The sequence below is a fragment of the Desulfogranum marinum genome (genome assembly GCF_963675105.2).
In the GTDB taxonomy this organism is placed as follows: domain Bacteria; phylum Desulfobacterota; class Desulfobulbia; order Desulfobulbales; family Desulfobulbaceae; genus Desulfogranum; species Desulfogranum marinum.
Genome location: NZ_CAXXRO010000005.1, coordinates 644046 through 669870, shown reverse-complemented (window position 1 = coordinate 669870; position 25825 = coordinate 644046). Strand labels below are relative to the sequence as shown.

Here is a 25825-nt window from a genome sequence, read left to right as displayed (position 1 = left end):
CATGGTGGTCATCTCGTCCTCAAATCGAAAGACAATGTCGGCACATCTGTTTTTATCTATCTGCCGGCCACAGCTTAAAAAAATATTTCTCTGAAAAAGTCTTTCTACAGACGACTCGCAACGGGTCTACGGTGCAAAAGCACGGCATCAGATTTATCCAAAGGGGTGGGCTTACCAGTCGCTGAAGTTTACACCAAACGCGCCTTCGATCTCTGCAAGTTTGCGCAGCCTTGCTCGTTGGATGCTTGCCACTAATTTTTCCACTTCAGCCCTTGACGCACGGGATTCCAGGTTGAACTTAACCCCAAACACATATTGCAGGCCCTGATTATCGCGCAGCCTTGTCACATGTCTTACAACTGCGTCCAGAGTCATGAGCAGCATATCATCCGAGGTTATTTGTAAAGATAGCTTGTCGTCAGTTTGTAATGTGGAGTGCTTGCCTTTTGGGTCATACAGGCTCATGCCGTTTATGCTCATATCCATAGGCCGGGTAGTAAACTTGAGCTTATCTCGTTTCCTGTAGGCGATGATGGTTAAGTCCATATCACCGGGGACCTTGACTCTATATTCTCTCGCTCCCTTAACTTGCCGAGCTACTACGGGGAAAGTGGTTTGCAGTACGGGCATTGTATCAATTTTTATCTTTCCATCAAAGTTACAGCAAAATTCCACAGCAGCCTGGGAGGTGAGCACACGTATCAGGATACGTGAGCTTGCATTGATAAGATAATTTCCTTCAGCGGGCTCTAAAGGGGTAAGTATGATGTGATCTGTATCCTCAAGGTATTCCCCTTTGGTGTACAGCACATCCTCATCAGGGGTATCTTCCTCGGGGGGATGGTCCAGAATACGGCAAAAAAAGACGCGTTTGTCGTTGTTCAATTCAACTTCCAGTAAGCTCTCGTCGTGGAGTGCTCCTTGCAGATAGTTTGCCATCTGCGTCGAATTGACGACGATATCACCATTGGTAATACCTTCAACTACTGCTTCGCTGCTATATTCTGTCTGAGGAAAGAAGGCTTGAAGCGTATTGATGAGCTCGCTGCTGGACAAAGATGACTCCCATAGCCTCAGGTTTCGGCGGTTAGGAAAACGGTTCTATTGAAATGGATTAAGAGCACTCCCTCTTTAACACAAAGCTACCGACCTGTAAAATAAGTCTTTCATTAAACTGAAGTCCCTGATTTTTTCACGCCTGCTTGCACCCATAAGTATCTGTTTTTTCTTGGATAAGTGCAGTTTTCCCATGCAACTCTAATGTCTACGTAACCATGTAATGCTTGCGCCACTCCAGTAATCTTTTTTTTATGATTACAATAACTCCAGATAGTTAATGTAGACAGGCCCGTCGCACAATAGTTTTGTCTTACACTTCGAAATCATTCGGTATCTGATCGATTTCGCCTGGGAACTTCAGACTAAACAACAGCAAAAATCGATTTACGCCCACTAGACGATAAATTCACCTGACATTTCTCGAAGTTGCTTGTTGATATCAAAAACACCATGTGTCAGCTATTAAAGTAAGAATACAGGATATTACGTTCGTGGCTCATTTTCAAAAATCACCTGATCAGGGGTAGGCTCACAACTGTTGTCAGTTCTTCCGGTTCAGTGGAAATATGTTAACTTTAGCCAAGAGGAAATAGCCGCACCCATCAACACATGCATCAATGTATGAGATTGTGCCGATCACAGTGCGGCCAGGTCGATAAAAAAGGGATGTAAAGCGTCGAGCATAACCGGCCGGTAGTCAAAAATCACTCAACCTAAGCTGTCTAAAAAAGACTTAATGCATCCACAGCCCTGCTCGATTTTAGAGAAATGGGTTGTGAAATATTTGTCATCAACATTTTCTGCTCCGGGCCACGTGCGTAGCACCTGTTGACCGTCAAAATCGACTCCAGCCACGCGACAACTGAAACTGGTCACAGGCATATAGAAATCAGAACCAGGTAAAACCGCTAAGTTATATTCCTCAAGCAAGACATCCGCCATTTTGCGGGATGTGAGAATGCCGGCATCGTGCAGCTGCCTGGAGTAATTTTCAAAATCAGGAAAGAGATAAAAAGAGCCGGCCGGTTTGGGGCAATTCAAGCCCATGTCGATAAACTGCGTATGGAGATACGAAAGAATATACCGATAAATATCACAGGTTGTTTCCACAAACGGTCGGACCTGTTCAAAATCACCATAAGCCTTTAAGGCTGCATATTGAATAGGAGCACTTACAGCACTGAATGTTTCACTGACCACGGATTTCAATGCCGACATCATCAACTCCAGGGAATCAGGTATCAGCATCACACCCAGGCGGTATCCACCGGCACCAAAGGCTTTTGAAAGCCCTCCGGAAACAATGGTCCCCTCTGGATAGTACTTTGCCAGACTCCCCATAGGCCACTGGTCAAAATCAATCATGGCATATATTTCGTCGGAGATGACTATAACGTTATAGGCCCGACAGATTTCGGCAATCTCTCGAATTTCTTTTTCATGATAGAGAGAACCTGTTGGATTGTTAGGGTTATTGAAGATCAATAACTTCTGTGATTGTCCGGCACTATAGCAGGCTTTGTCCAGGAGTTCCGGGGTAATTCGATAATTATTTTCCCGACTCGTTTGTATGGGAATAATTTCCTTTCCTCGCAGAGCCGCTTGTGGCCCATAACTAACCCAGCTTGGAACAGGTACAAGCAGGGGGCCCTCCATCAAGTAAAAAATCTGAAAGATCAGTTCCTTGCTTCCTGGGCCGATGCACACTTCATGCGGTTTGAAATCGTACCCAAACTGCTCCCTGTAAAAAGTGGCAACCGCTTCACACAGTTCGGGCAACCCCTGAGTGGGGAGATAATCTTTTTTATCTGCATTATTTCGAAGTGCCTCCTGGATAATCTCAGGAACAGGAAACGGCGATTGGCCAAAACCAAAGTGAACAATATTCTCGCCCTGTTGGCGGAGTTTCAAAGCCTTGAGGTTTATGGCCAGGGTGGCCGATTCTTTCAGGCTTAATACTAGTGGATTTAAAGCGGGTCTCATTCCTGGCTAGCTCCTGTTATATTATAAAAAAAATGTATTAAATTCGTTAGTAACGCATACAGTGTGTTGCAAAGAATTGCAAGGACACAGAAGGACGGATTTCACTCATCTATTCTTGTATACCCCACTGTTATTGTCTTAAAATTTATACTTTGAACTTGATTTGCCTAAGGGCCAAAAATGGCGCGTGGCAAAACTAAAAATTGAAACAGAACTCGCAACATAATTCATGTACACGTATTGATCGGCAAGGATGGCACGATCAGCAGCCAGAAAACCGAGGAAAGACAGGGTATTAATTATCGAAAAAGGTATGAAATCGATATCCTGGACGTGGCACTAATAACTTCAAAGCTCGAGTGCTGAAATTACCCAAACAGTTATTATGTTACTCTCCCGGTTGCCTCCACTCTCAGGCTTGCCGATGGATATCTTTCTTGCTGATGGAGCAGAACAAAAAAGGGAACCCCCAACGCCTCCAAAGAACTGTTCGGCATTAGTTGTCAAATCCTTTGATAAAGGTTGGCCATGGAATATGGAGACTTTCATCGATGTGCAGGCATGAAAAACGCCTGCTGCGAGAAACTGTTGCGAAAATTAATAAATATTGCCGGTTTTTGCAGAAAAGGAACCAGCGTGCTTGGTCCATCAGCAGTTATTAGTCTCAGGGTAAAGCATTTGCGAAAAGTGGTGGAAAAAGGTAGCGTTAGTGCATTGTATAGACGACTCTTTGTTGCAATTGGCTTTTTTATGTGTTCCGAAGAAAATGGTTACTTATCACCTCGCCTCACTTCTCTGAGATTAACACGGGATTTGCATGATAATGAAAGCAAAAATCACCTATGAAGAACTGGAAAGACGGGTTCAGGAATTGGAAAAGATTGAATCCAAGTATAACTCTTCCAAGGAAGCATTGCAAAAAAGTGAAAACCTGTTCAAGCTGCTTTATGAAAAAGCCCCTCTCAGTTATCAATCACTGGATGAAAATGGCCATTTCATAGTTGTCAACAAAACCTGGCTTGAGGTCCTAGGGTATGCCAAAGAAGAGGTCATTGGTAAATCCTTTGCAGATTTTCTGCATCCTGACTGGCAGGAGCATTTCAAAGAAAATTTTCCCCGGTTCAAGTCCATTGGTGAAGTTCTGGGTGTTGAGTTTGAAATGGTCAAAAAAAACGGCGACCACATTCTGACTTCTTTTTCCGGGAAAATTAGTAGGGATGAAAAAGGCAATTTTCAGCAGACCCACTGTATATTCCACGATATCACCGACCAAAAAAAGACTGAGGAAGAGTTGTATCAGGAGCACATGATGCTGGCCCGAACAGAGGCTGTAGCGCATGTGGGCAGTTGGGAGTGGGAAATAGAAAATGACAAGGTCACCTGGTCGGAAGAATTGTTCCGCATCTTCGGGCTCGAACCTATGAAAGAAGCCCCTTCATTCAATGAGCACCAGGCTTTCTATGTCCCCGAAGACCGAGTGCGCATGATTGAGGCGGTTGAAGAATGCTTGCGCAACAATGTCCCTTATGATTTAGAAGTGCGTATCATGCGCACAGACGGACAATTACGCCACTGCGTCGTGCGGGGAATTCCAGAGCAAGGTTCCGATGGCGCTGTCAACCGCCTGTATGGCAGTCTGCATGACATCACCGATCGCAAGCGTATGGAAGAAGCAATGCGAGAAAGTGAAAATCTGATCAGCAGTCTTTTCAGAAGCGCACCCGTTGGTATTGGATCTGTTTTAAATCGAGTGCTGATCAAAGTCAACAATCGTCTATGCGAAATGACAGGATACGATGAAACAGAGCTGATAGGCCGGAGTGCCCGGATGCTTTATCCCAGTGATGAAGATTTTGAATTTGTGGGCACGGAAAAATATGCTCAGATAGCTCACCACGGCACGGGCATGGTGGAAATCCGATGGCAGAGAAAAGACGGCACCATCATTGATATCCTTCTTAGCTCTTCACCAGTGGACCTGCAGGACAAATCAAAAGGAGTGACCTTTACCGCTCTGGACATCACCGAGCGTAAGCATGCTGAAATAGCAATGCAGGAAAGCGAAGAAAGGTTCAGAACCATAATGGAGAATATTGATACCATAGCTGTTCAGGGCTATGGACCTGATGGAACTACTCAGTACTGGAACGCAGCATCCGAAAGGCTTTATGGATATAGTCAACAGGAGGCTATTGGGCGTAATCTTCTTGATTTGATTATCCCACCTGAAATGAAAGCTGCTGTTGCCAAAGAGATGAGTGAAATGGCTGAGTCTGGTCAGCCCATTCCTTCGGGAGAACTGTTATTGATGCACAAAGATGGTTCACGTGTGCCGGTTATATCCCACCATACCATTGTTAAAGTGCCGGGACGTGCGCAAGAGCTCTTTTGCCTTGATGTTGATATGAGTGCACTTAAAGAGGCAGAAGCGGAACAGGAAAAGCTCAAAAACCAGCTCACTCAAGCCCAGAAGATGGAATCCATAGGCCGCCTCGCCGGTGGGGTAGCCCACGACTTCAACAACATGCTGAGCGTGATTCTTGGCCATACCGAGATGATCCTTGAGGAATTGGATTCTGCAGCACCACTCTTTGCCGACCTGCAAGCGGTGCAACAGGCGGCCAAACATTCGGCCACTCTGACCCGACAATTGTTGACCTTTGCCCGCAAGCAGCCTATAGCCCCGAAGGTTATCGATCTGAACGAAACCGTGGAAGGAATGTTAAAGATGCTGCGCCGGCTCGTTGGTGAAGATATCTACCTGACCTGGCTGCCCGGCAAGAACCTCGCACCGGTAAAGGTTGACCCCTCCCAGATTGACCAGATCCTTGTCAATTTGTGCATTAACTCCCGGGACGCCATTGTCGACGTGGGCAAAATCACTATCGAGACAGGCGTTATTTCGTTTGATGAAGCTTATTGCGCCGAGCATGCTGGGTTTGTACCCGGCGGGTACATCCTCCTGGCGGTCAGTGACGATGGCTGCGGCATGGACCGGGAGACACTCGATCATATCTTTGAACCTTTTTACACCACCAAGGAGCAGGGCAAGGGCACTGGTCTGGGGCTGGCTTCGGTATACGGGGCCGTCAAGCAGAACAACGGCTTTATCAACGTTTACAGCGAGCCGGGCCATGGGACAACCTTTAGAATCTATCTGCCAAGATTCACCGCAAAATTGGCAGGTATGATAGAAAAAGGGCTGAACCGTCCGGCCGAGGGCGGCCACGAGACCGTTCTCCTGGTGGAGGACGAACCGACGATCCTGCAGATGACTACAATAATGCTTGAAAAACTGGGGTACAGCGTGCTGGCGGCCAGCACCCCCGGCGAGGCCGTCCGTGTGGCTCAAGAACACCCAGGTCGCATCGATCTGCTTTTAACCGATGTGGTTATGCCCGAAATGAACGGACGCGACCTGGCCAAAAACCTGCTGGTTATTTATCCGGACATCCGACGGCTGTTTATGTCAGGCTACACGGCTAACGTCATCGCCCACAAGGGCGTGCTGGACGAAGGCGTGCACTTCATCCAGAAGCCTTTTTCAATGAAAGAGCTGGGAGGGAAGGTGCGTGAGGCGCTGGAGAGTTGACGTGATAATTCAGCAATAGATCATGCGGAGAGTTAATGGGAGATATTGCATTTGGCACAATTGACGTGCGCTGACATTTTACACTTGAGAAAAGCCGAGCAAAGATGCGCCCTCTTTTGTTAAAGAGGATACTCTGTTGCCTTTCCTTATCAGGTCTCGCATTCGGGCAAGCCTTTTATCAATTCCGAGGAGCTCCAAGATAGTTTGTCTCTCCTTATTGTCGGTCTCCAGAACAGCCACAATACCACCGTTACCTATAACGAGTCGACGATCTGCAGAAAGCGCAAGCAGCGGATCATGGGTGGCCATCAACACTATTTTTTCCTCCTTGACCAGAAGCTCCAGGGCGCGACGCCTATCTACACCGGCGTTTTCAATTTCATCAATAAGAACTATGGGCGAGGCACTGAGGCAAGCAACATCAGCTATCATAAGCGCTCTCGACTGCCCTCCGGATAATGCGGTTACAGGCGTTTCAAGGGTAAACGGTTCTCCAGCAAGTTCAACCGCCGTTCTAAATATCTGTTCGATACGCGAATCTACGTCAGACACAAGTCGGCTCTCGGCATGCATGCGGACAAAAGCACCAACGCTAAGATCAATGACAAAATTCATGTTTTGTGACAACTGTGCGACCAATTGCTGGTCCCCGGACAACCGTTTTTTTTCATCCGGCACCTCTCCATCGAGTAGCACCTGTCGTCCGGAAGGAGTATCCTTTTGAGCAAGACACTCAATATCAGCCAATAATCTGCTTTTTCCCGATCCTGTCGGGCCTACAACAGCAACGACCTCACCGACCCTCAGGACCACCTCATGCTGTTCGGGATCGCCATTTTTATCATGACCTGCTTTTATGGTGACTTCAGTAATTGAACGTTGGCCTTGCGAGCTGAATATCTCCATTTGTTCTATAAAATCAAAACATTGGTCTGTTAATGACTGATGATCGAGTGAAAACTCCGTAAGATGAGCGCTTGGGATTGCTTGCAAAAATTCTTTCAGACTCGTCTGGTCCCGTGGCACTGTAATTGCCATCGCGGTGAAAAAATCGAGGAGATACGGACGTTCTTTGACCAGTGTCGACACCTTTTGATCCAGCATGCGTGTTTTTGTCATGAGAAATCCATTGTCTTGACGTTGCCAATCTGGCAATCCTGACCGATCCGTGTCTCTCCCAGACAGTAGGAGCAAAGGGCGGCCGGCATGGTAAATCGAAGCTTGTAGTTCTCGAGGCTTGAAGTTGTCGGCGCATTTTGAAAATGCTTCTGGAGCAGCAGATTGCCCTGCCCGGTGAGCCCGTTTACCGGCAGCACTGCTGCCCTTGCATTAACCTGACGAACACGGAATGCAAAAACCTCACGCTCGGCCTGGGAGACAATATCACCTTTGGTCAGTACAACCACGTCGGCGCTTTTAAGCATTGGTCCGATTTTCCTCGGAGTATGCACACCGCTTAACTGGTCAATAACACAGACGGCAAGCACCTCACGAATATGTGGAGAACAACGGTTGCACAAACCAGCACTTTCGATGACCAGCAGATCAAAACCGCTCTTCTTTCCCCATTGGAGAGCTTGATCTATATTTGCGATAAAGAAGTGATCCGGACATAACCCGCCGGCAAGCCCTTTTTTAACCGAAATTCCGGCTTCGTTATAACGGTGATGATCTTCGCTGGTGAGACAGTCGAACTTCACCACCCCAATCGTGAACCCTCTTGCGATCATTGGCTCGATAGTTCGCAGAATCACCGATGTTTTCCCGCTGGAGGGTGGTCCTGCTACAGTAATGAGCTTGATGGATTTCCGTGCAGGTTTACTCATACTTCCGATTTTACCTGCGGCATAAATATCGTATCTATCTCGTTATTGAGTTCCAGCAGATCATCGCGGCGTAAATAATCCCAGCCAAGCCACATGAGCGGTTTATCCTGAACCTCTCCTGTAATATCACCATGGGGCACAGGAAACCTGGCACCCACCAGCACTTGGCCCAGTTCCTTACCGGTGAGGTAGTCAAGTATCGGACGCAGTTCTTCCACTTTAGACGATTTTACCTGTAAGGTTACTGGACTGGCCAGTGCCCCGTCTTCCGGCCATATGATGCGAATCCTGTCTTTTCTCCTGGCCCTGTGGGCAAAAAACTCAGGCATCACGTAAATCGCACCCGGCGCACCGCTGTCGATACGTTTGATCATTTGTGCCGGGTGCAACCCTTGCAGGACGTTGTCACCCAGTTGTTCCAAGCCTTCTTTTCCATAACGTTGATATGTCGGCAACAGTACCGCATGACAGAAGAAGCCGTTGCCACCACGAAGAGTTACACTCTCTTTCCACATGGGATCTAAAAGATCTTTCCAGCAATGCGGCAGCGATCGATCACCCACTTCGTCGAGATTGGCTACCATCACCAGTGGATTGACGCCAAGAATTGAATATTCTCCATTCGGTTCGACGATGCCGGCATCGGTATAATAAGAGTTGGGCAAAAAATTGCCATACCCGCACATCTGCCCTCCGGAAACAAATTTATCATAGAACCTGCGACCGTAAAACGTATTGAAATCAGCTGATATTATTATGTCGGGCAACTCGTCTACAGACTCGATTCGCTCAACATAGGAGTAGTACGAGAGCTCCTGGTTAAGGTTTCCTTCAACAGCGTATTTCACCTCAATATTCTGTTCACGTTTTAAGCTTTCGAGAAAGGAGGTTATGGCTCTGCTGAATGGCATCTTCAATCCGCACGGCATCAGCGCTAACAGGGTCAGGTCTCCCTGCCTCTTCACATCTTGCAACCCAGGCGCTTCCAACATATCATCTGCCTCGGCGGATTTTTCGAGTATTTTCATAAAACCAGTCTCGCCAATGAAGCGATTTCGCAAAGCAGTCCTCACTGTCAGAAACGGAGACAAAGCTCTCATTCCGTCTTCGGAGACAAGAATATCAAGTCCATGGGCAATAAATACCGCCTTTGTCGAGGGATAATATGTGATAACATCTGCAACTTTCAGATTGGCGGATAAAGCGGGTTTCATAAGAATGCTCCTTGGTAAGACGAGCTAAATAAATAGTACCATTCAGTAAATAGTACCATTCAGCAAATATCTAAAAACTGTCAATTCACCCCGAACTGTAACGGTTCAGCAGTGCTCCAAATGTTCACAAGCCGACCGATGTAGCAGATAAGCTCCGACTTGGATACATCGATATGCTGGGCCTCGGGAGACAGATTGAATTTCTCAGTACAGAGGTAGGGGACTGATTTTTTTTTCATGGTTTTTTATGAAAATTAGATAGCGTAGACTTCGATCTGTCTCCCGGGTTTGAAAGAGAAATAAAATCAGTCCCTTGTCTGCTTAGGCAGATAATTCAGATAATTGGCTGAGTATTGTACGTAATCAGGATAAATATTGCATAGGGATGAGACAGTACAACACGATCCATTTTTATAGTTAGCCAAGCGAATCCAGATAGGCTTTTGTAATCCAGGTATCACCCTCTTCTTCAGTCAGGTCATCCAGCGTTTGGGTAGCTCGACAGATATATTCTTCGGAGAATCTGAGCAGATAGTCTTCAATTTCCAAATTGAGTTCTTTACTGAGTTTTTTAAAAATTTGAATTTGTAATCTGTTCAATTCCATTCTTTTATTCCGTCCAAACATTTCAATGAAGGTTTTGCCATAAACTCATTGTTTATGATCATCACAGGACGTAGAAAGTAGGTTCAAACAACATTCTTTCTATCCCAAGTACCAAGGTAAGGAGGGAGCCGTTCATTCATCAAACCTTGAGACCATCTTGCAGCATAATTGCCTTTTCGCTCACTCTTTTCGTTATGCGTAAAAAAATATCCTCGGAAGCAAGCGAAGACTCCGGTAACCCGTCTATGCGTATAATCATGATCATTCAAAGAGCTAAGCGACCAACGGGAGACTCCGTAGGCTACCTGTGACCACTTACATTGAATTGTGTATTACAAGACTTGAGCCATTCTCTACTTTTCATACTACCATCATATAAAATTGTTTAAATTTAGATAGTTACTTACTGAAAGCCGATTTAGGCGATTTCAAGGCCTAGGCATTGTTTTGTGTAGTTTCCTACAAAAAAGAAATAAAATGTCAGGATGGTAGACAGGAAAGACATTATCGGCATCTTTTATGTGAAAAGATGTTTGCATTGGCAATATAAAGAAAGCCAAAGAGGTACTCGGTTGGAATTCCTGTAAATGGATTGCGATAGTTTCCAGGGCACGGTCCAGATTCGCGCGAAAATACTCTCTAAGTGAAAAAGCTAACTTCTCAATGGTAAGGTTAATCAAACAATTAAAAATTTATAATAATTTCAAAATAATAGGAGCGACGAGTGCAACGCCGAGCATGAGGAGAGCGCATGGAGAGTGCGGAATACGCGTCCCCCTCCTTGCGTTTGTTACACGATATCTTCTACAACTATGACCAATGCGTCAGCCTATGGGCGCAATCTACTTGGGGAAGTGCCCTGTATGTAGGCCCTGTTCCTGATTAATAGCAGGAACATAAATGAGCCTGTTGATTTACTGTCTTTTCGCCCAATCTCTTTGTTATAATGAAAAAATAATCCTCGGAATATCAGATATATGCCTGTGGTTATTTTTTCATTATGCCTCGACCTTGAACGAAAATCCTAGCAAATTAACAGACTCATAAATACGAGACGAAAGCAACGCCGATCTCGCTTAAGGGTGCGTCTGGAGGAAGCTGGAATTTTGGCTAACGAGCTTGCGAGACTCCGCAGTTATGAGCCGCCGAACGTATAAGGTGGCCAATTCAAAATGGACACTTTTGTAATACTTGTTCCTGCTATTGTGTTTTCATGGCTTATCAATTCCAGCGGCAAAACCTTATCCTTAAGGACGCGAGGATGTCGAGATCATGAAATCATGGCCACCACCGGCTTGCCGACAAAATATAGCCCGAGGCCACCAATGCACACCCCCGCCAGTTTTCTAAAAAGCATACTGCCTGTAGACCAGTTGCTGTTATCGAGAATTTTCTTAACAAAAGCTGTGGAACTTCCTGCCACGGCAATAGGAATACAATGCCCCACGCCAAACAGGGTAATAAATATGATTCCCGTCATGACTTTTTGTTGAAGAGTTATGATAGCCAGTATTGGAGCAATAAAGCCAAAAGTGCATGAACCTGATAGAACCCCGTATGCTAGTCCCAAGACAAAGGCTCCAAACATTCCTCTAACCTTTATCTTCGCCATCAATCCACTGGAAAAAGAACATTTGGCAAGACCAAGAAAATCGAGTGCTACCCAGACAAGTACTACCCCAACGAGAATACTCATGTAAGGGCCCACATCACCAAGCATCCTGCCCAGGATGGTACAGATAACTCCGATGATGGCGATGGTGATAAATAAACCTATTGTAAAAACAAACGAATAGAGAGCCGCTCTTCGCTCCTCAACACTCTGATCCTGGGCTGCAACGTAGCTTACAATCAGGGGGATTGAGGCAAGGTGGCAGGGACTGAAAAGGACACTCACCATGCCCCAAAGAAAACAGCCAAGGCCTCCTAAGAGAAGGCCCTGTCCCATCCAGGAGTTAATAGTCAGAAATATCTGATCCATAGACTATTTAACCCCAAGTTTCTGTAATTCTGCCACAATGGAGGCTTTATCAAAGAAGCCTTCATGCCGCAGGACTTCTATTCCTGCTGAGTCGTAAAAAATTTGAGTTGGGATCGCTCTGATTCCAAACTTTTTGCCGGCATTCGGCTTCTCCCAGACATCGATAAAAACGATCGCAGCTCGACCTGCATACTCTTTTTCAAGCTCTTCCATAACTGGAGCCATCATCTTGCAGGGAATACACTTCTTTGCCCCCAGGTCAACCATGGTTACCATTCCGGGGACCGGGATTTCTTGTGTATCTGTAGATGCATATGCACTTCCTGCAACCAGGGACACCAACAGAACAATCTGCACAAGGATCAGGCTCGTATTGTTATATATTTTCATTGTATTATCAGCCGCAAATCAACAGACTCATTTATATCATGTCTTCTTTTCTTCAACTCAGCATCCCTTTAATTTCTTCAACCGTGGGTACCTTGCCGACCGCTTTAACGTCACCGTCAATAGCGAGCGCGGGTGTCATCATTACCCCGAATTTCATCATCTCATTGAAATCAGAAATCTTCACAATTTCATATTCAACACCTAACTCGGCTGCTGCTGCGGCAGCATTCTCTGCAACTTGATTACACTTCGCACATCCTGGGCCCATAACTTGAAAGATCATCATTTCACCTCTTTTATTTTAAAAAAATGTTCCGAATATCACGCCGCTAATTGTGGCCATGACAACAACAAGACAGACAAAAACAACAGTTTTTTGGGTTCCAACTACACTCCGGATTACCAACATGTTGGGAAGACTCAGTGCCGGCCCGGCAAGGAGCAGGGCCAGTGCAGGCCCTTTTCCCATGCCGCTACCAATCAGTCCCTGAAGTATCGGCACTTCTGTGAGTGTGGCAAAGTACATAAATGCACCGGCAAATGAAGCAAAGAAATTAGCACGTAAAGAGTTGCCCCCAACCGCTTTTGCCACCCACTCCGAGGGAATAAGCCCCTCATGGCCAACCCGTCCGAGAAGAATGCCAGCTATAAAGACGCCTATCAGAAGTAACGGCAGAATCTGTTTAGCAAAATCCCAGGAAGAAGAGAACCACCTGCCTGTCTCCCCCGTATCCAGACTGGTAATAACGGAAAGACCGATAAAGCCGATAGTGAAAGCAAGTGCCGGATGCTCCGGCAGAACAAAGCCGGCTACAGCGACGAGCAGTGAGACAAGGCCAACCTTCCAGGCTTTAACATTGAACCAACCGACAAGAATGACGGCAAAGAGAATAGCAAAACCGGAAGTGATCAACCACTTTGCACCATAAATCGATGCCCAGACACCATTTGGATCCTGGGGTTGGCCCCAGTTTGCAAAAACAAGGATTCCGACCATGGAGAAAAAATAAAGACCATTTTGCCACAATGGACGACTGACTTCATCCTCGGGCATTACTATGGCAGCGGCTGCATCGGCTTGTTCATCTTTTCTGAAAATAAACGCCATGGAGGCACCTATGACCACGCTGAAGATAATAGCCCCCAATCCTCGTGCAATACCAAGCTCAGGCCCTAATACACTTGCGGTCAGTACAATTGCCAATACGTTGATTGCCGGACCGGAATAAAGAAAAGCAGTTGCAGGTCCTAACCCCGCCCCCATTCGATAGATCCCCGCAAAAAGAGGAAGGATGGTACAAGAACAGACTGCCAGAATGGTTCCGGAGACGGACGCGACCCCGTAGGCCAGAATTTTGTTAGCACCTGCTCCGAGATATTTCATCACCGAAGCCTGGCTGATGAAAACGCCGATAGCTCCGGCTATAAAGAAAGCCGGGACAAGACAGAGGAGGACATGCTCCTCCGCATACCACTTCACAAGGTGAAACGCCTCCAATACGGCATTATCAAAACGCGCCGTACCGACCGGCAAATAGAAACAGCTTAAAAATATTACTACTACCCATGTAAGATACTTCCACTCAGTTTTCCAATTCATGACCAATGTCCCTATACTATGCCATTTGGCAAAATGACCAAATGACAACGCAAAAAAAAATTACAACAGGTTTACCTGTTCTTCTGCTTGATTTTTGATAACCGCTTCAATGCAGGTCATATATTTAAGAATACAAGGTACTTTGAGCCTGTAGTACACCTGCTTTCCACGTTTTTCATCTGCTACAACGCCTGCTTGTTTCAAAACAGAAAGATGTTTTGAAATAGTAGAAAAATCGGCATCAATGGATTCCGCCAACTCGCAAACACATTTTTCTCCATGCTCAAGCTGCTCAGCCATCCACAACCGGGTTGGATGAGCCAGAGCTTTCAGAACATTTGCTTTTGCTTCTATGATCGCCTTTTGTTTTTTATCCATCCATGTCTCATTGTTTTATATTTTGACATATGGTAATTTGACCAAATGTTATTGTCAAGCATATATTTGCAGCTTGCTACACCAAAAAAGACGTTGCAAAAAAGTAACGCCCAGGCGGGACCGTGGTTGCGTGCCTGCTCGATCCGCTTTACGTAGTGATAATGCAAATATTACGTTTGAAAATAAGTAAAATATTCACCACTGTGTCTTTCACAAGGAATCCCCTATGTGTAACCGTCGTTTTACTTCTGGGACAAAATTTTAACCTCTGAGATATATGCAGATTCAGCGGAAAGATGCTAAACAGTTACAAACAGATTACGATGTTGTGGATAAAGAATTGGCGGACTTCTTTAGAAAAAAAACAAAGGCACCATAGAGGCAGAATGAACAAATGCTACTTATAGGACACAGAGGTTGTTACTATCCCGGATATAATCAGAATACCATCCGCGCTTTTGAAAAAGTGGCAAGTGAGGGCGTTTCCGCTATCGAGTTTGATGTCCAGCTATGCGCTGACGGTTATCTGGTGGTAATCCATAACCTCGATCTTGAGCAGGTATCCACAGGCAAAGGTGCTGTCTCCACCACCAATTCAGCTACATTGAAAACCCTCTATGCAGGGGACCCGACACGAGGCAAGGATCGTATTCCTTTCTTACCTGAGGTTTTTGATTTTTTTGCATCTCTGAACACAAAAATTCGACCGACAATGCATCTGGAACTCAAAGGTGAGAATACCGGCATCCCGACTGGTGCATTATTAAATGATTATGTTGGCTCCGGAAGGCTCAATTACTCTGATGTATTGGTGAGCTCCTTTAACTGGAAGGAACTTACCAATATCCGCAAGGTCTGTCCTAACCTTCAAATAGCTCTGCTTGACGGTGCCATCCGTCGCAAGCAGCTCCTCAAAAAAGCAGGGCAAGCGATGGAGCCCTATTGCAAACGCATCTTTGCCTATGGCGGTGAGCAATATATGCTGCCTCGCTTTACCTCTGTTGGCGAAAACCTCAAATTACTCGATCAAGAATGTTCTTCCCCGCAACTACATCGGCTGCTTGCCGAAGAAATCGAAGCCTGTTTGACTGGTCAATATTACACCGATGAGCTGCTCAATACGGCATGTGACATGAATGCCGGGTCGGTCAATCTCTGGTATCACACAGTCTCAGCTCAATTTATTGAAAAAGCACATAAAAGAGAGCTCACGGTGTTGGTCTATACTGCGAATACTCCCGATGCCTGGCAGATGCTTTCCCAGATGGGCGTTGATGGCATTTTTACCGATTACTATGCAGAAGCTGCGCGGTTCTTTACGGATTCAATATAAAGATATTCTGATTCACCATAGAAGATTTTCTTTTCCGGGCAGGCTGTGACCAGAGGCGTTTGCCTGATATAACCTTTAGCTTGAGCCTAAACCGAAGGGGGAACTTTTTGATTGAAAACGAAAAACAGACTGTTCATTGTGCAATTATTCTTTGAGCAATAATATCAATTAATTGAGTTCAAAATAAAAAAGTTTATGAGCAACTCGGGCTAACACCTCAAGCCAAAGGAAAGGACAGGACGGGTTACCTTCGACTTGGCAGTATTACCCTACCCCGCAAGGATCATTTACTCACATTACCTGACCAGGAACCCCTTTATCAGCCACACACCCTTTATCCTGGTAACCAAATGATATCCATATAGAAACTACTTTTTTCAAGGGGCGTGGGAGGCAACAGGCTAAACCTTGAACTAAGGTGTTCTCAATGTGCTGCAAAATCATCTCTATCCGCCTTGGTTTACGGATTCATTACTTCACGAATTTTATCTGCAATACTTTGCGAGGTAAAAGGTTTATGGATGAAATTTATTCCTGCCTCCAACACACCTTTATGTGCAATCACATCTGCAGTATAGCCGGACATGAACAGCACCTTAATATTTGGTTTTACTACTGTTATATGAGAGGCAAGCTCCTTCCCCGTCATTTCCGGCATGACCACATCCGTCAACAGAAGATCTATATTGTCAGTTTCGTTTTTAATATAGCTGACTGCTTCGGTAGGTGAGTTTATAGCGGTTACACGGCAGTTCAACCCTTCCAGAATCTCCTTGCATACGTTTAGCAGTTGAACATCGTCTTCGACCAAGAGAATGTTCATAGGCTTAAGCGGCTCTAATCTTGAGTCCTGTAAATTTTTTAAATCGTCTTTTCCCCCTGAATATCTAGGAAAATATATTCTGAACGTGGTTCCAAGCCCAGGTTCGCTATAAATATTGATAAATCCTTTATTCTGCTTGATGATGCCATATACTGTCGCAAGCCCCAGCCCGGTTCCCTCATAGATTTCCTTGGTTGAAAAAAAAGGCTCGAATATGTGCTGTCGAATTTCTTCGTCCATACCACAACCATTGTCGCTTACGACAAGACAGACATAATCACCAGGAAGAAAATCTATGTTGCGATCGCAATATTCCTCATCAAAAGAAATATTATGGGTTTCTATGTCTATTCTACCAACACCGGAAATAGCATCCCTTGCATTTACACAGAGATTTGTAAGGATCTGACTAATCTGGTCAGGATCTATATAAATAGGCCAAACGGCTTCCCCGCTTGTTACGTTTAGACGAATATTTTCAGTGATAAGCCTGCGAAGCAATGAAAGTGTGTTCTCTATAGCCAGGTTCAGGTCAACAACTGCGGGCACACTCGTTTGCTTTCTAGCAAAGGCAAGCAACTGCTTGGTTAAATTAGAGGAGTGTACTGCAGCATTTTGGATATCTTTAAAAGTTTTATAAAGAGGATCTTTGGAGTTGATTTTGAGTAAGGCCAATTCGGTATGACCAAGAATAACGAACAGCATATTATTGAAATCATGAGCCACTCCACCGGCAAGTTTGCCGACGGCTTCAAGTTTATTGGCTTGGGCCAACTGTTTTGAAAGCTCTTCTTTCTCCTTCTCTGCCTGCTTTCTTTCGGTGATATCCGTCACCAGGCTTTCAATTTTATCAGGGGTATCGTCTGCATCCAGTACGAGGAAGCAACTGATGGAGATCCATATAGTATCACCATCACGATTGTATATCTGCATTTCGTAATTACGGACAACCCTCTTTTCCAAAAGCAGGGCTAGAAGTTCATTTCTTTCCTCAGGGTTTACATAAAAGGAGGTGACTTGTGAATGTACCTTGATAAGTTCCGGTGCAGAATCGTACCCCAGTATATTTGCCATGGCTGGGTTAGCGGCAAGGATTGTACCGTCGAATTTGGTGAGCATGATCCCTTCAATAGCATTTTCATATATGCTTCGATAGTTGTCTTCGCTCTTTTTCAATCCCTCCAGCGTTCTTTTAAGATTTCCAGTCATGGTATTGAATGACTGTGACAGGATGCCAATTTCATCTGTAGACGTCACATCAATAGCCTCGCCGTCCATATTCCCCCTGGCAATTTCTTTTGTTCTAGTTGCCAGAATTTGTAATGGTAAAAATAAACGGCGCATAACGAACATGATTATGCAACCTGTGAAAATAACACTTATGCAGGTGATAACGACTAAAATTCGCATCATCCGTATTGCCGGAGCCAATAACTCGCTTTCAGGCAGGACAGTGGCTACCGACCAGCCGGAAATGGGCACCGGCTGATAAAATGCCACCATTTTTGTTTCGTTAAAAGTGTAGCGATAGACTCCAAATTTTCCCTCAATCATAAGCATGCCGAGTTGTTTTTCCGATGGCGAGGGATGATCGGTAATCTTCGCTTGCATGATGAGGTCCGAATTTGGATGGTAAATATAGGAACCGTCGCGAGCGATGATAAAACCATATCCGGTTTTTCCTGCCTTTAAGGCCCGAGCGATCTCTTGGATATATTTCAAGGAAATACCAGCTCCAATCAAACCTTGTGGTTGGTTATCATCATCTTTTATGGGTGCTACAATAAAAATAGTCGGAATGCCGGTGGTCCTAGATATAAGCGGGGGAGTAATCTGTGTTGGCCCGCCAGCCATGATCGAAAGGAAGTAAGGCCTGTTTGCAATGTCGCCGATAAAGATGGAATACTCATTCTGAGAATACTGAACCGTATGATACACTCCCTTTTTGTTGGCAGCGTAAATATCCTGAAAAATATCTGAATATCGGGTGTGAAGCATCTTGTGCCGATTGATATTTAAAGCGTCAAATTTCTTAAAATCGTTATTGATATTTTTAGCATCGGGTGTTGAGGCAATACTTTCCGGCTCTATCATAATTGTTTCAAGCCAGCGATTTATACTTTCAGCACTCTTACCGACCGAGTTCAACATGCTGTCAGCCAATTCCTGCTCAATAACATTGACAATATAATAATAGGAGGTGAAACTTAGTAACAGTAAGCAGCACATTACCGTGGGAAGGATAATGGAGGATATTTTAGTCCTCAATGACATTTTGCTAAACAAATTTCTGATCATTGCCTGCCGGACTCTTGGATATCAGGATGAATTATTTTTCATATCCTGAAAGTTTCGCACTTATTCAAGAAATGCTTTTACTTTCTCGAAGGTAACTCACTAAGTTTATAACGATATGATTTTGCTTACTTATGAAATGTAATTGCTCTCAGGTGCTCTCTATTTGGACAAGCGCGATTTGCCGCAGGTAAGCGAAGACTCCGGTAGTCTACCTATGCGGGAAACCGTGATCGTCCGAAGAGGTAAGCGACCAACGGCAGCCTCCTGGAGTGCCTGTGAGACTTACTCTCCAAGTTTTAAATGAGATCCCTGATGTGGGTACGTTACCTGTCAATTTCATTTCTTATAGCTTTGGAAATGGTCTTTATGATATATGGCTTTTTAATGTAACTCCCCGCACCTAAAGCCATAGCTTTTTTTACTCTAGCACTTTCAGAAAATCCGCTTGCAATAACAGCACGTTGATCCGGTTTAAATTTGACAACCTGCTCGTATGTTTCCAGGCCATCCATACCAGCTCCTAACATCATATCTAAAAGCAGGAGGTCGTAATTGAAGTGCCTGCATAGCATCACAGCTTCCTCTCCACTCTCAGCGGTTGATACCTGATATCCTAGATCATCGAGAATGTATGAGGCTATTTCTCTCTGCTCTTGTACGTCATCGACGACCAAGATTTGCTCACCGGTTCCTCGTAAAAGATGGTCCTGGTCGGAGATCGTTTGTTTTTCCTGAGTCAATGCTCTGTCAACGGGGAAAAATAGAAAAAATGTTGTTCCCTCTGATACCACGGATTCGCAATCAATGAACCCACCATGATCTTTAACGGTCGCCTCGACAACGGCCATACCTAGACCGGTGCCACTTTTTCCCATTTTTTTGGTAGTATAAAAGGGCTCAAAAATTTTGTTTTTATCTTCTGCCGAAATGCCTTCGCCTTGATCACATATTTTTATTAGCGTATAGCCCCCTTCTTTCATCTCTTGAGATGTTGCAATTGCGTTATCAATATAAATATTCTCTGACGTAATGCTTAGGGTGCCTTTGTCGGACATTGATTCAAATCCGTTAATGATAAGATTCATCAATGTTTTGTTTAGATGAACAGGCGACCCTGAAATTGGTAATAGATTTTCATCCAGTGTTACTTTTAAGCTGATACCAGGGTGGTCTTGCTGTAATTTTAAGAATTCAGGGCTTTCGAGGTAATCATTGATCAACTTGTTCCAATTCACATACTCTTTTGACACCAGCCCGCGTCGAGCTAAGGTTAATAGATCCTGGACAATAGCAGCTGCATTAACTCCTGACTTTTTGATCGTCTGCAGTGGATTGTAAAAAAAATCATTTTTATCTATTTGGGTAAGAAGAAAATCAGGATAACTCACTATTCCGGTTAAAATATTATTTAGATCATGCGCAACACCACCTGCGAGAGCTCCCATCATTTCCATTTTCTCAGCTCTGGCAAGTTTTAACTCTGCCTCCTTCCTTTGGTTAATCTCTTGTTCGAGTTCTTTTGTCCGTATGCGAACTGTCTCCTCCAAATTTTCCTGATGGGCAGCTAGTTTTTTTTCCACGGCTTTGCGGGCAGCATTTTCAACGTTTAAACTTCCGACCAAAGTATCGAGCTGTTTTATCATTGAATTAAAGCTGTTACTCAAATCAGTTATTTCATCTTTTGAGTTATGTGATGTTGGTATAAGATCTTTGTAATTTCCTTTGGTAACCTCTCTCATACCATCAAGGATCACCCTAAGCCGATTAAGGACTACTACCCTAAACATTACGATCAAAATAATTGAGCTTAGGATAAGGCTTATTACTGTGGCCATGATGATTCCCCCGGCAAGTTGCGAAAGAGGGAGCAGGGTGACATCAAGGGACTGGCTGATGCCAAAATACCATCCTTTTTGATTTAATCGTTTGAAAACATTCAAAAAACTATCATTATTTTTTTCATATATAAACTTTCCAGAAGAACGTAATGAAAAGTTACGAAAAAAATCATCTGTTATGGTTGAATTTTTTTTGTGCTGAGGCTCGTTTGAATTCGCAACTATTTTTCCCCTATGGTTAAGAAGGTAGGCATAGCTTTTCTCTTTTAGGTTAAAGTCATCAACAAAAAGAGAGCTGATACGAATAGTCGGAATTACTCCTGTAAGTACTCCGACGACATTATTATTAACGATAACCGGAGAATTAATAGTGATGACGGAGCTCCCTGTGACCATACCAAGGATGATATCAGAAATTGCAGATTCGCCTTTCATAGCTTCTTGGAAATATCGTCGATTGGAAACATTTATCTCCTGCTGATCAGTTGATTTTGAACTGACAAGCATGTTGCCACTTGTATCTGCAAGAAAAAGGATTGAGTAGTATGGGTAACCCTTCTCCAACAAGGCTAACATATCTTGAGCACCTTTTCCGGCACTTCTGCCGTAATATCCGGTTTCAGTTAAAGCCTCGACAAAAACTTCCTGTAAGCTCCAGGTTTTTATATCTATTGTCCTGTCTGCCAACCAATTATCAATCATCTTTGCGGTCATCGCGACTTCCTGCTCAAGACGTTCTGTCAGTTCATTTTGAAGAACAGCTCTTGCCTTAAACTGCGAGAAGAAAAGACTTATGCCAAAAATAATGGAGAATAAAAGGATAAGTGGATAAAGAACCTTTCTGTTGAGCCCTGAAAACATTATTAGCGAACTAAGATATCGGCACGTTTTATCAAACTGTGCTTGAGATTAATGTTTAAATATTCTGCGGTGTTCAGGTTAAGCTGGATTCTTCCTTTGGAGGTTGGTTTTACAGCAAATGAATCTGGAGAGTTGCCAGCAAGTATGCCCTTGGCCAGTTCACCAGCAGCATAGCCTTGTTCTTTCATTGAAACACTGATACCACACAAAATACCTGCCTGAGCGCTTGAATCAAAGAAACCTACAGTGGGGAGTTTGGTGTGTTTGTTTATGTATGCTATAAGTTCTGTTTCAGGCACTTTTTCCGGCATTCCTTCATGTCTGGCTATCGTACGAATAACATATAAACCTATTGCATCAACCTTGTCTTTGTACTTTTCTGCTACAGCCCTCCATTGTTCAAATGTCTCGACTTGCTCATAGGCAACTACATTTAGAGGCATGACGAGTGACTTGGCGTATTCAATAAACCCATCGGTTGTTGGTGATTTATCGGATAGCATCAATATGTTCTTTGCATCGGGGACAATCTTTTTTAAAAACTCCAATGATTCAATTATATTCGGCCGCTCGAGGACTCCCGTTACGTTTTTCGCTGGAAATCCATAAATTTTCGGATCTTTGTTCACACCACTAAAAACAAACACAGGAGCTCCAGGGATTGCGGCATAATCTTTTGCAAAATACTTCTGGGCATTGTCATCCATTGTTATGACTAATTCCGGCTTGAAATTGGTTACTATCGCTTTAGCTTGTGCTCCAGCTTCACGCTTCCACTCCTCAGACGTCTTTCTTTTGGTGTCCATATGATAATATTTAACCTGTATACCAAGCCCCGATAGTGCCTCTTCAATTCCTTCGGTCATCTCAACGACATGTCCTTGCTGAGATTGATGGTAACTATGAACAACTAAAACACGCTTTTGGGGGGCGGCAGAAACATTTGTTGCCACCACCAAGAAAAGCAGACTTAAACTGTATCTTGCTAATACTCGTAGCCAATTGTTCATTGATCGCCTCATGTAAACAGAAAATTGATGACCACTCTGCTAAACAAAAAAAAACGTGCCTGCCCAAATATGTAAGGTAAATGTAAGCAGACACAGATTTCAGGTATAATACATCAAAGAGTTAGCAGCCCCGTGAGTTACGTTTCGTTGACTAGCGGATAAAGCTATTTATCAGCGATCAATAACGTAGAAATCAAACCTTGAAATTGCCGACGATATGATTCAAATGCGTCGCACTTTCCTGCAATTCACGGGCATTATCCTCGACCTGTTGACTACTCTCAGAAATATTCCGTGCGGCTGTAGATACCTCTGCGATGTCTTGGGTAATTTCAGAGGCAACAGATGAACTTTGAGACACATTCTCGTTGACTTCCTGAATTCCCTGACTGGCCTGAGCGATGTTCTCTGCTATTTCACGGGTAGTGGCAGTTTGCTCTTCAACAGCTGTCGCAATCGAACCGACGGTCTCATTAACGTCAACGATAACCTCAGAAATACTACTGATACCCTTCTCTGTTTTATCAGATGTAGATTGAACCGCTTCGACCAGATTTTTAATCTCAAGGGTCGCCTCTGCAGTCTGCTTCGCCAATTCTTTAATCTCATTAGCGACGACTGCGAATCCTTTTCCAGCCTCACCCGCTCTTGCAGCTTCGATAGTTGCGTTTAGGGCTAACAGATTCGTCTGCTCAGAAATATCGGTTATTGTTTCTGTCATTCTGCCTATTTTGTTTGCAGCAGAACCGAGTTCATTCATATTTTCCGAGGCTTCTTCTGCCTGTTTTACGGCATCTAAAGAAACACCACGAGCCTTCTCAGCGCTTTCTGCTATTTCGTTAATGGTCGCACTCATCTCCTCAGCAGCCACAGCAACCATATTGGCATTTGTGGCTGATTCTTCCATCGCCGCCGCTACACTGGAAAGATTTGTGCTCATTTCTTCAGATGAAGCGGCTACATTTGTAGCCCTGCTCGACGTATCATCAGCATTGCGAAGGAGATCTTTGGAAATATCGGATAGGGTGCCGGAACTGGTGGTGACGTTAAGAGTATTTTCGGCAATCTGTTTAATGATATTCTGTAGCTTATCTATAAAAATATTGAACCATTTTGCAAGCTCGCCGACTTCATCTTTTGATGTTACGTTGAGACGCATTGTCAGGTCACCTTCACCCTCTGCGATATCCTTCAGGTTTGTGACCGCTTGATTTATTGGTCTGGTTATTGCCTTTGCAGTAATAAAAATCGCAACACCTGCGACTATTACAGATAACAAAGTAACAATAATAGTGTTGTTCCTAATTGAAGTCGCTGCAGCAAGAAATTCTGATCTGTCCTGGGTGGTGGCGATGCTCCATTGCTTTGCTTGAACAGGGGCATAACCAGCGATTTTATCTATCCCGTTAAAAGTATATTCCTGCACACCGGTTGTGCTGGCCAACATCTCACTGGTGATACTCTTCATTCCATCAAGAGTTTTAAGATCTAACGTCAAAACAAGATCACCCTTTGGATGTGCGATAATTATCCCTTCTTTATTTGCCATAAAAGCATAACCGGTAGTTCCAATTTTTCTGGTTTGAACTAAATCCGTTAAAGCAGATGCTTTTAACGACATACCGAACGTCCCTAAGAAGACACCGTTTTCCGACAAAATAGGGGCACACGCAACGACAATAAGTTTACCCGTTGATTTGGATTTCACGACCTCACCGACGACTGGTTGCTTTGTTGTTTTTGCTTGTTGGAAATATCCTCGTGAAGAGATATCCGAGCCTTTATATTCTTTTCCGCTCGCAAGCTCACCTGTATATAGAATCCCTTCATCGTTGGTTACAAAAATGCCTAGGTATTTATCACCTAATAGCTTGTATTTACTTTTCATCTGGAGGCGAAGTGGAGCAATCTCTGATTGCGCTTGTTCAATGCCGACTCTATTGACCTTTGCTGTTGTGTCTTTGACGAGTTGTCCCGACGCAAAAGCAGCGACGATTTTCTTTTCATCTTCAAGTGCTTTACTGACCAAATTCGCTATATCTATCGCTGTAGCCGTACTGTTTTCTTTTGCTATCTCTGCCAGAGATTTCGAGGATTTTGCAACTGAAAGGACACCGTTAATTGTTAAGGGAATCAATACCGCCAAACATCCGGTGAAAACCAACTTGAAGCTTATTGATTTAAAATTCATTTCAGCTCCTCTTTTTTTTTTATAATCAAATGTATTATGTAACTTCAGCGAAGATCTAAAAACTGTCGATCTACCTTTGTTCTTTATTTAAGGGCGGCATGCATCAACGCACTGTAAATATGATATGATCTTGAGTTGCTACAAGTCAAACGGATTATTGCGATAGGTCACAATATACTCAACGCTTTGATTTTTCCTGTCGTCTGATATCAGTCACATGAGTGTGCTTCACTCAGTCACGTTATAGATGGGATTGCTGAGGAGGGGAAAGAAGTTCTGATTTTTCAGAGTAGAGAGCAAGAAAAAATCGACCTCGTTTTGTTAGATATGGTGATGCTCAAAATAAATGGCATGTCAATTATCAACCACAGAAAATGACAGGCAAAATCTGAAGGAGCTCTATGCACTCCATTTATGCAAATCACCCGTAAGATTGGCTAGTGGTTTCAAGAAACAAAATGCTCCAGAGCACTGTGCGTATCCAATTGGTTTCTATAAGACGTTGCACAAGTGCTCCTTTTTTGCCCTCGGCGTGTAAACGGTTATGACAGGGGACAGAAAAGCTGAACGTCGAAATCCAAATTGCAGCAATTATGCCGATACGCAGCCATCTTGGGGTCAGAAATAAAACGTGCATTATTTCAATTCCGACCTGAAAAAGCATCAACGGGGTGACGACCAATGCTATCAAGCGGGTATACCTGGCATGCCAAATGATAAAATATTCATCTGCGGTATATCGAAATGAAGGATAAATGATCAGCTGGACAAGCCAGATCAAAATCAAAAGACTGCTGTCGATTATCAGTTGGCTGACTGTCAGATATTCCATAGTACAAGCT

General features: G+C 44.2%; 18 protein-coding genes. 2 read left to right on the top strand and 16 right to left on the bottom strand.

Annotation, left to right across the window (positions count from 1 at the left end; genetic code table 11):
• Window positions 1–171: 171 nt before the first annotated feature.
• Both ACHZCY_RS23440 and ACHZCY_RS23435 read right to left on the bottom strand, forming a co-directional pair.
• A complete protein-coding gene (locus ACHZCY_RS23440; RefSeq protein WP_319550602.1) occupies window positions 172–1056 on the bottom strand; it encodes a flagellar brake protein in 885 nt (294 codons plus the stop codon).
• A 711-nt stretch (window positions 1057–1767) separates the two neighbouring features.
• Window positions 1768–3042: a pyridoxal phosphate-dependent aminotransferase gene (locus ACHZCY_RS23435; protein WP_319550601.1), complete on the bottom strand. Its 1275-nt coding sequence runs from the start codon at window positions 3040–3042 to the stop codon at window positions 1768–1770.
• Between the two features lie 817 nt (window positions 3043–3859).
• Between ACHZCY_RS23435 and ACHZCY_RS23430 the strand changes: the two genes are divergently transcribed.
• A complete protein-coding gene (locus ACHZCY_RS23430; protein ID WP_319550600.1) occupies window positions 3860–6634 on the top strand; it encodes a PAS domain S-box protein in 2775 nt (924 codons plus the stop codon).
• Window positions 6635–6712: 78 nt separating this feature from the next.
• Here ACHZCY_RS23430 and ACHZCY_RS23425 read toward each other — a convergent pair whose 3' ends face one another.
• From ACHZCY_RS23425 to ACHZCY_RS23385, 9 genes are all read right to left on the bottom strand, one after another.
• The gene (locus ACHZCY_RS23425) at window positions 6713–7753 is read right to left on the bottom strand and encodes an ATP-binding cassette domain-containing protein (protein WP_319550599.1); all 1041 of its coding nucleotides are present in this window, start codon (window positions 7751–7753) and stop codon (window positions 6713–6715) included.
• Window positions 7750–8436 (bottom strand): GTP-binding protein, encoded by a 687-nt coding sequence (locus tag ACHZCY_RS23420; RefSeq protein ID WP_369125028.1) that lies wholly within the window; start codon window positions 8434–8436, stop codon window positions 7750–7752. Before ACHZCY_RS23420 ends, ACHZCY_RS23425 begins: the two co-directional genes overlap by 4 nt.
• Window positions 8437–8456: 20 nt before the next feature.
• Entirely contained in the window at window positions 8457–9674 is a 1218-nt protein-coding gene (locus ACHZCY_RS23415; RefSeq protein WP_319550597.1) for an ABC transporter substrate-binding protein, read from the bottom strand.
• A gap of 417 nt (window positions 9675–10091) precedes the next feature.
• Window positions 10092–10280, bottom strand: coding sequence for a hypothetical protein (locus tag ACHZCY_RS23410; RefSeq protein WP_205220674.1), 189 nt, complete (start codon window positions 10278–10280; stop codon window positions 10092–10094).
• A 1270-nt stretch (window positions 10281–11550) separates the two neighbouring features.
• Window positions 11551–12261, bottom strand: a complete 711-nt coding sequence (locus ACHZCY_RS23405; protein WP_205220675.1) for a cytochrome c biogenesis CcdA family protein — start codon at window positions 12259–12261, stop codon at window positions 11551–11553.
• 3 nt (window positions 12262–12264) lie between these two features.
• Entirely contained in the window at window positions 12265–12651 is a 387-nt protein-coding gene (locus tag ACHZCY_RS23400) for a thioredoxin family protein (protein ID WP_205220676.1), read from the bottom strand.
• Window positions 12652–12703: 52 nt separating this feature from the next.
• A complete protein-coding gene (locus ACHZCY_RS23395) occupies window positions 12704–12937 on the bottom strand; it encodes a thioredoxin family protein (protein WP_232370805.1) in 234 nt (77 codons plus the stop codon).
• A gap of 15 nt (window positions 12938–12952) precedes the next feature.
• Entirely contained in the window at window positions 12953–14251 is a 1299-nt protein-coding gene (locus ACHZCY_RS23390) for a permease (RefSeq protein ID WP_319550596.1), read from the bottom strand.
• A 60-nt stretch (window positions 14252–14311) separates the two neighbouring features.
• Window positions 14312–14629 (bottom strand): ArsR/SmtB family transcription factor, encoded by a 318-nt coding sequence (locus ACHZCY_RS23385; RefSeq protein WP_319550595.1) that lies wholly within the window; start codon window positions 14627–14629, stop codon window positions 14312–14314.
• 394 nt (window positions 14630–15023) lie between these two features.
• Between ACHZCY_RS23385 and ACHZCY_RS23380 the strand changes: the two genes are divergently transcribed.
• The gene (locus ACHZCY_RS23380; protein ID WP_319550594.1) at window positions 15024–15962 is read left to right on the top strand and encodes a glycerophosphodiester phosphodiesterase; all 939 of its coding nucleotides are present in this window, start codon (window positions 15024–15026) and stop codon (window positions 15960–15962) included.
• Between the two features lie 460 nt (window positions 15963–16422).
• Here ACHZCY_RS23380 and ACHZCY_RS23375 read toward each other — a convergent pair whose 3' ends face one another.
• The 5 genes from ACHZCY_RS23375 to ACHZCY_RS23355 all read right to left on the bottom strand — a co-directional run bounded on the left by ACHZCY_RS23375 (window position 16423) and on the right by ACHZCY_RS23355 (window position 25815).
• Window positions 16423–19053 (bottom strand): hybrid sensor histidine kinase/response regulator, encoded by a 2631-nt coding sequence (locus ACHZCY_RS23375; protein ID WP_319550593.1) that lies wholly within the window; start codon window positions 19051–19053, stop codon window positions 16423–16425.
• A 353-nt stretch (window positions 19054–19406) separates the two neighbouring features.
• Window positions 19407–21782 (bottom strand): cache domain-containing protein, encoded by a 2376-nt coding sequence (locus ACHZCY_RS23370; RefSeq protein ID WP_319550592.1) that lies wholly within the window; start codon window positions 21780–21782, stop codon window positions 19407–19409.
• A gap of 2 nt (window positions 21783–21784) precedes the next feature.
• Entirely contained in the window at window positions 21785–22792 is a 1008-nt protein-coding gene (locus ACHZCY_RS23365; RefSeq protein ID WP_319550591.1) for an ABC transporter substrate-binding protein, read from the bottom strand.
• 193 nt (window positions 22793–22985) lie between these two features.
• Window positions 22986–24983, bottom strand: coding sequence for a methyl-accepting chemotaxis protein (locus ACHZCY_RS23360; RefSeq protein WP_319550590.1), 1998 nt, complete (start codon window positions 24981–24983; stop codon window positions 22986–22988).
• Window positions 24984–25404: 421 nt separating this feature from the next.
• Window positions 25405–25815 carry a hypothetical protein gene (locus ACHZCY_RS23355; RefSeq protein ID WP_205220685.1) on the bottom strand — a complete coding sequence of 137 codons (411 nt, stop codon included), beginning with the start codon at window positions 25813–25815 and terminating at the stop codon, window positions 25405–25407.
• Window positions 25816–25825 lie beyond the last annotated feature (10 nt).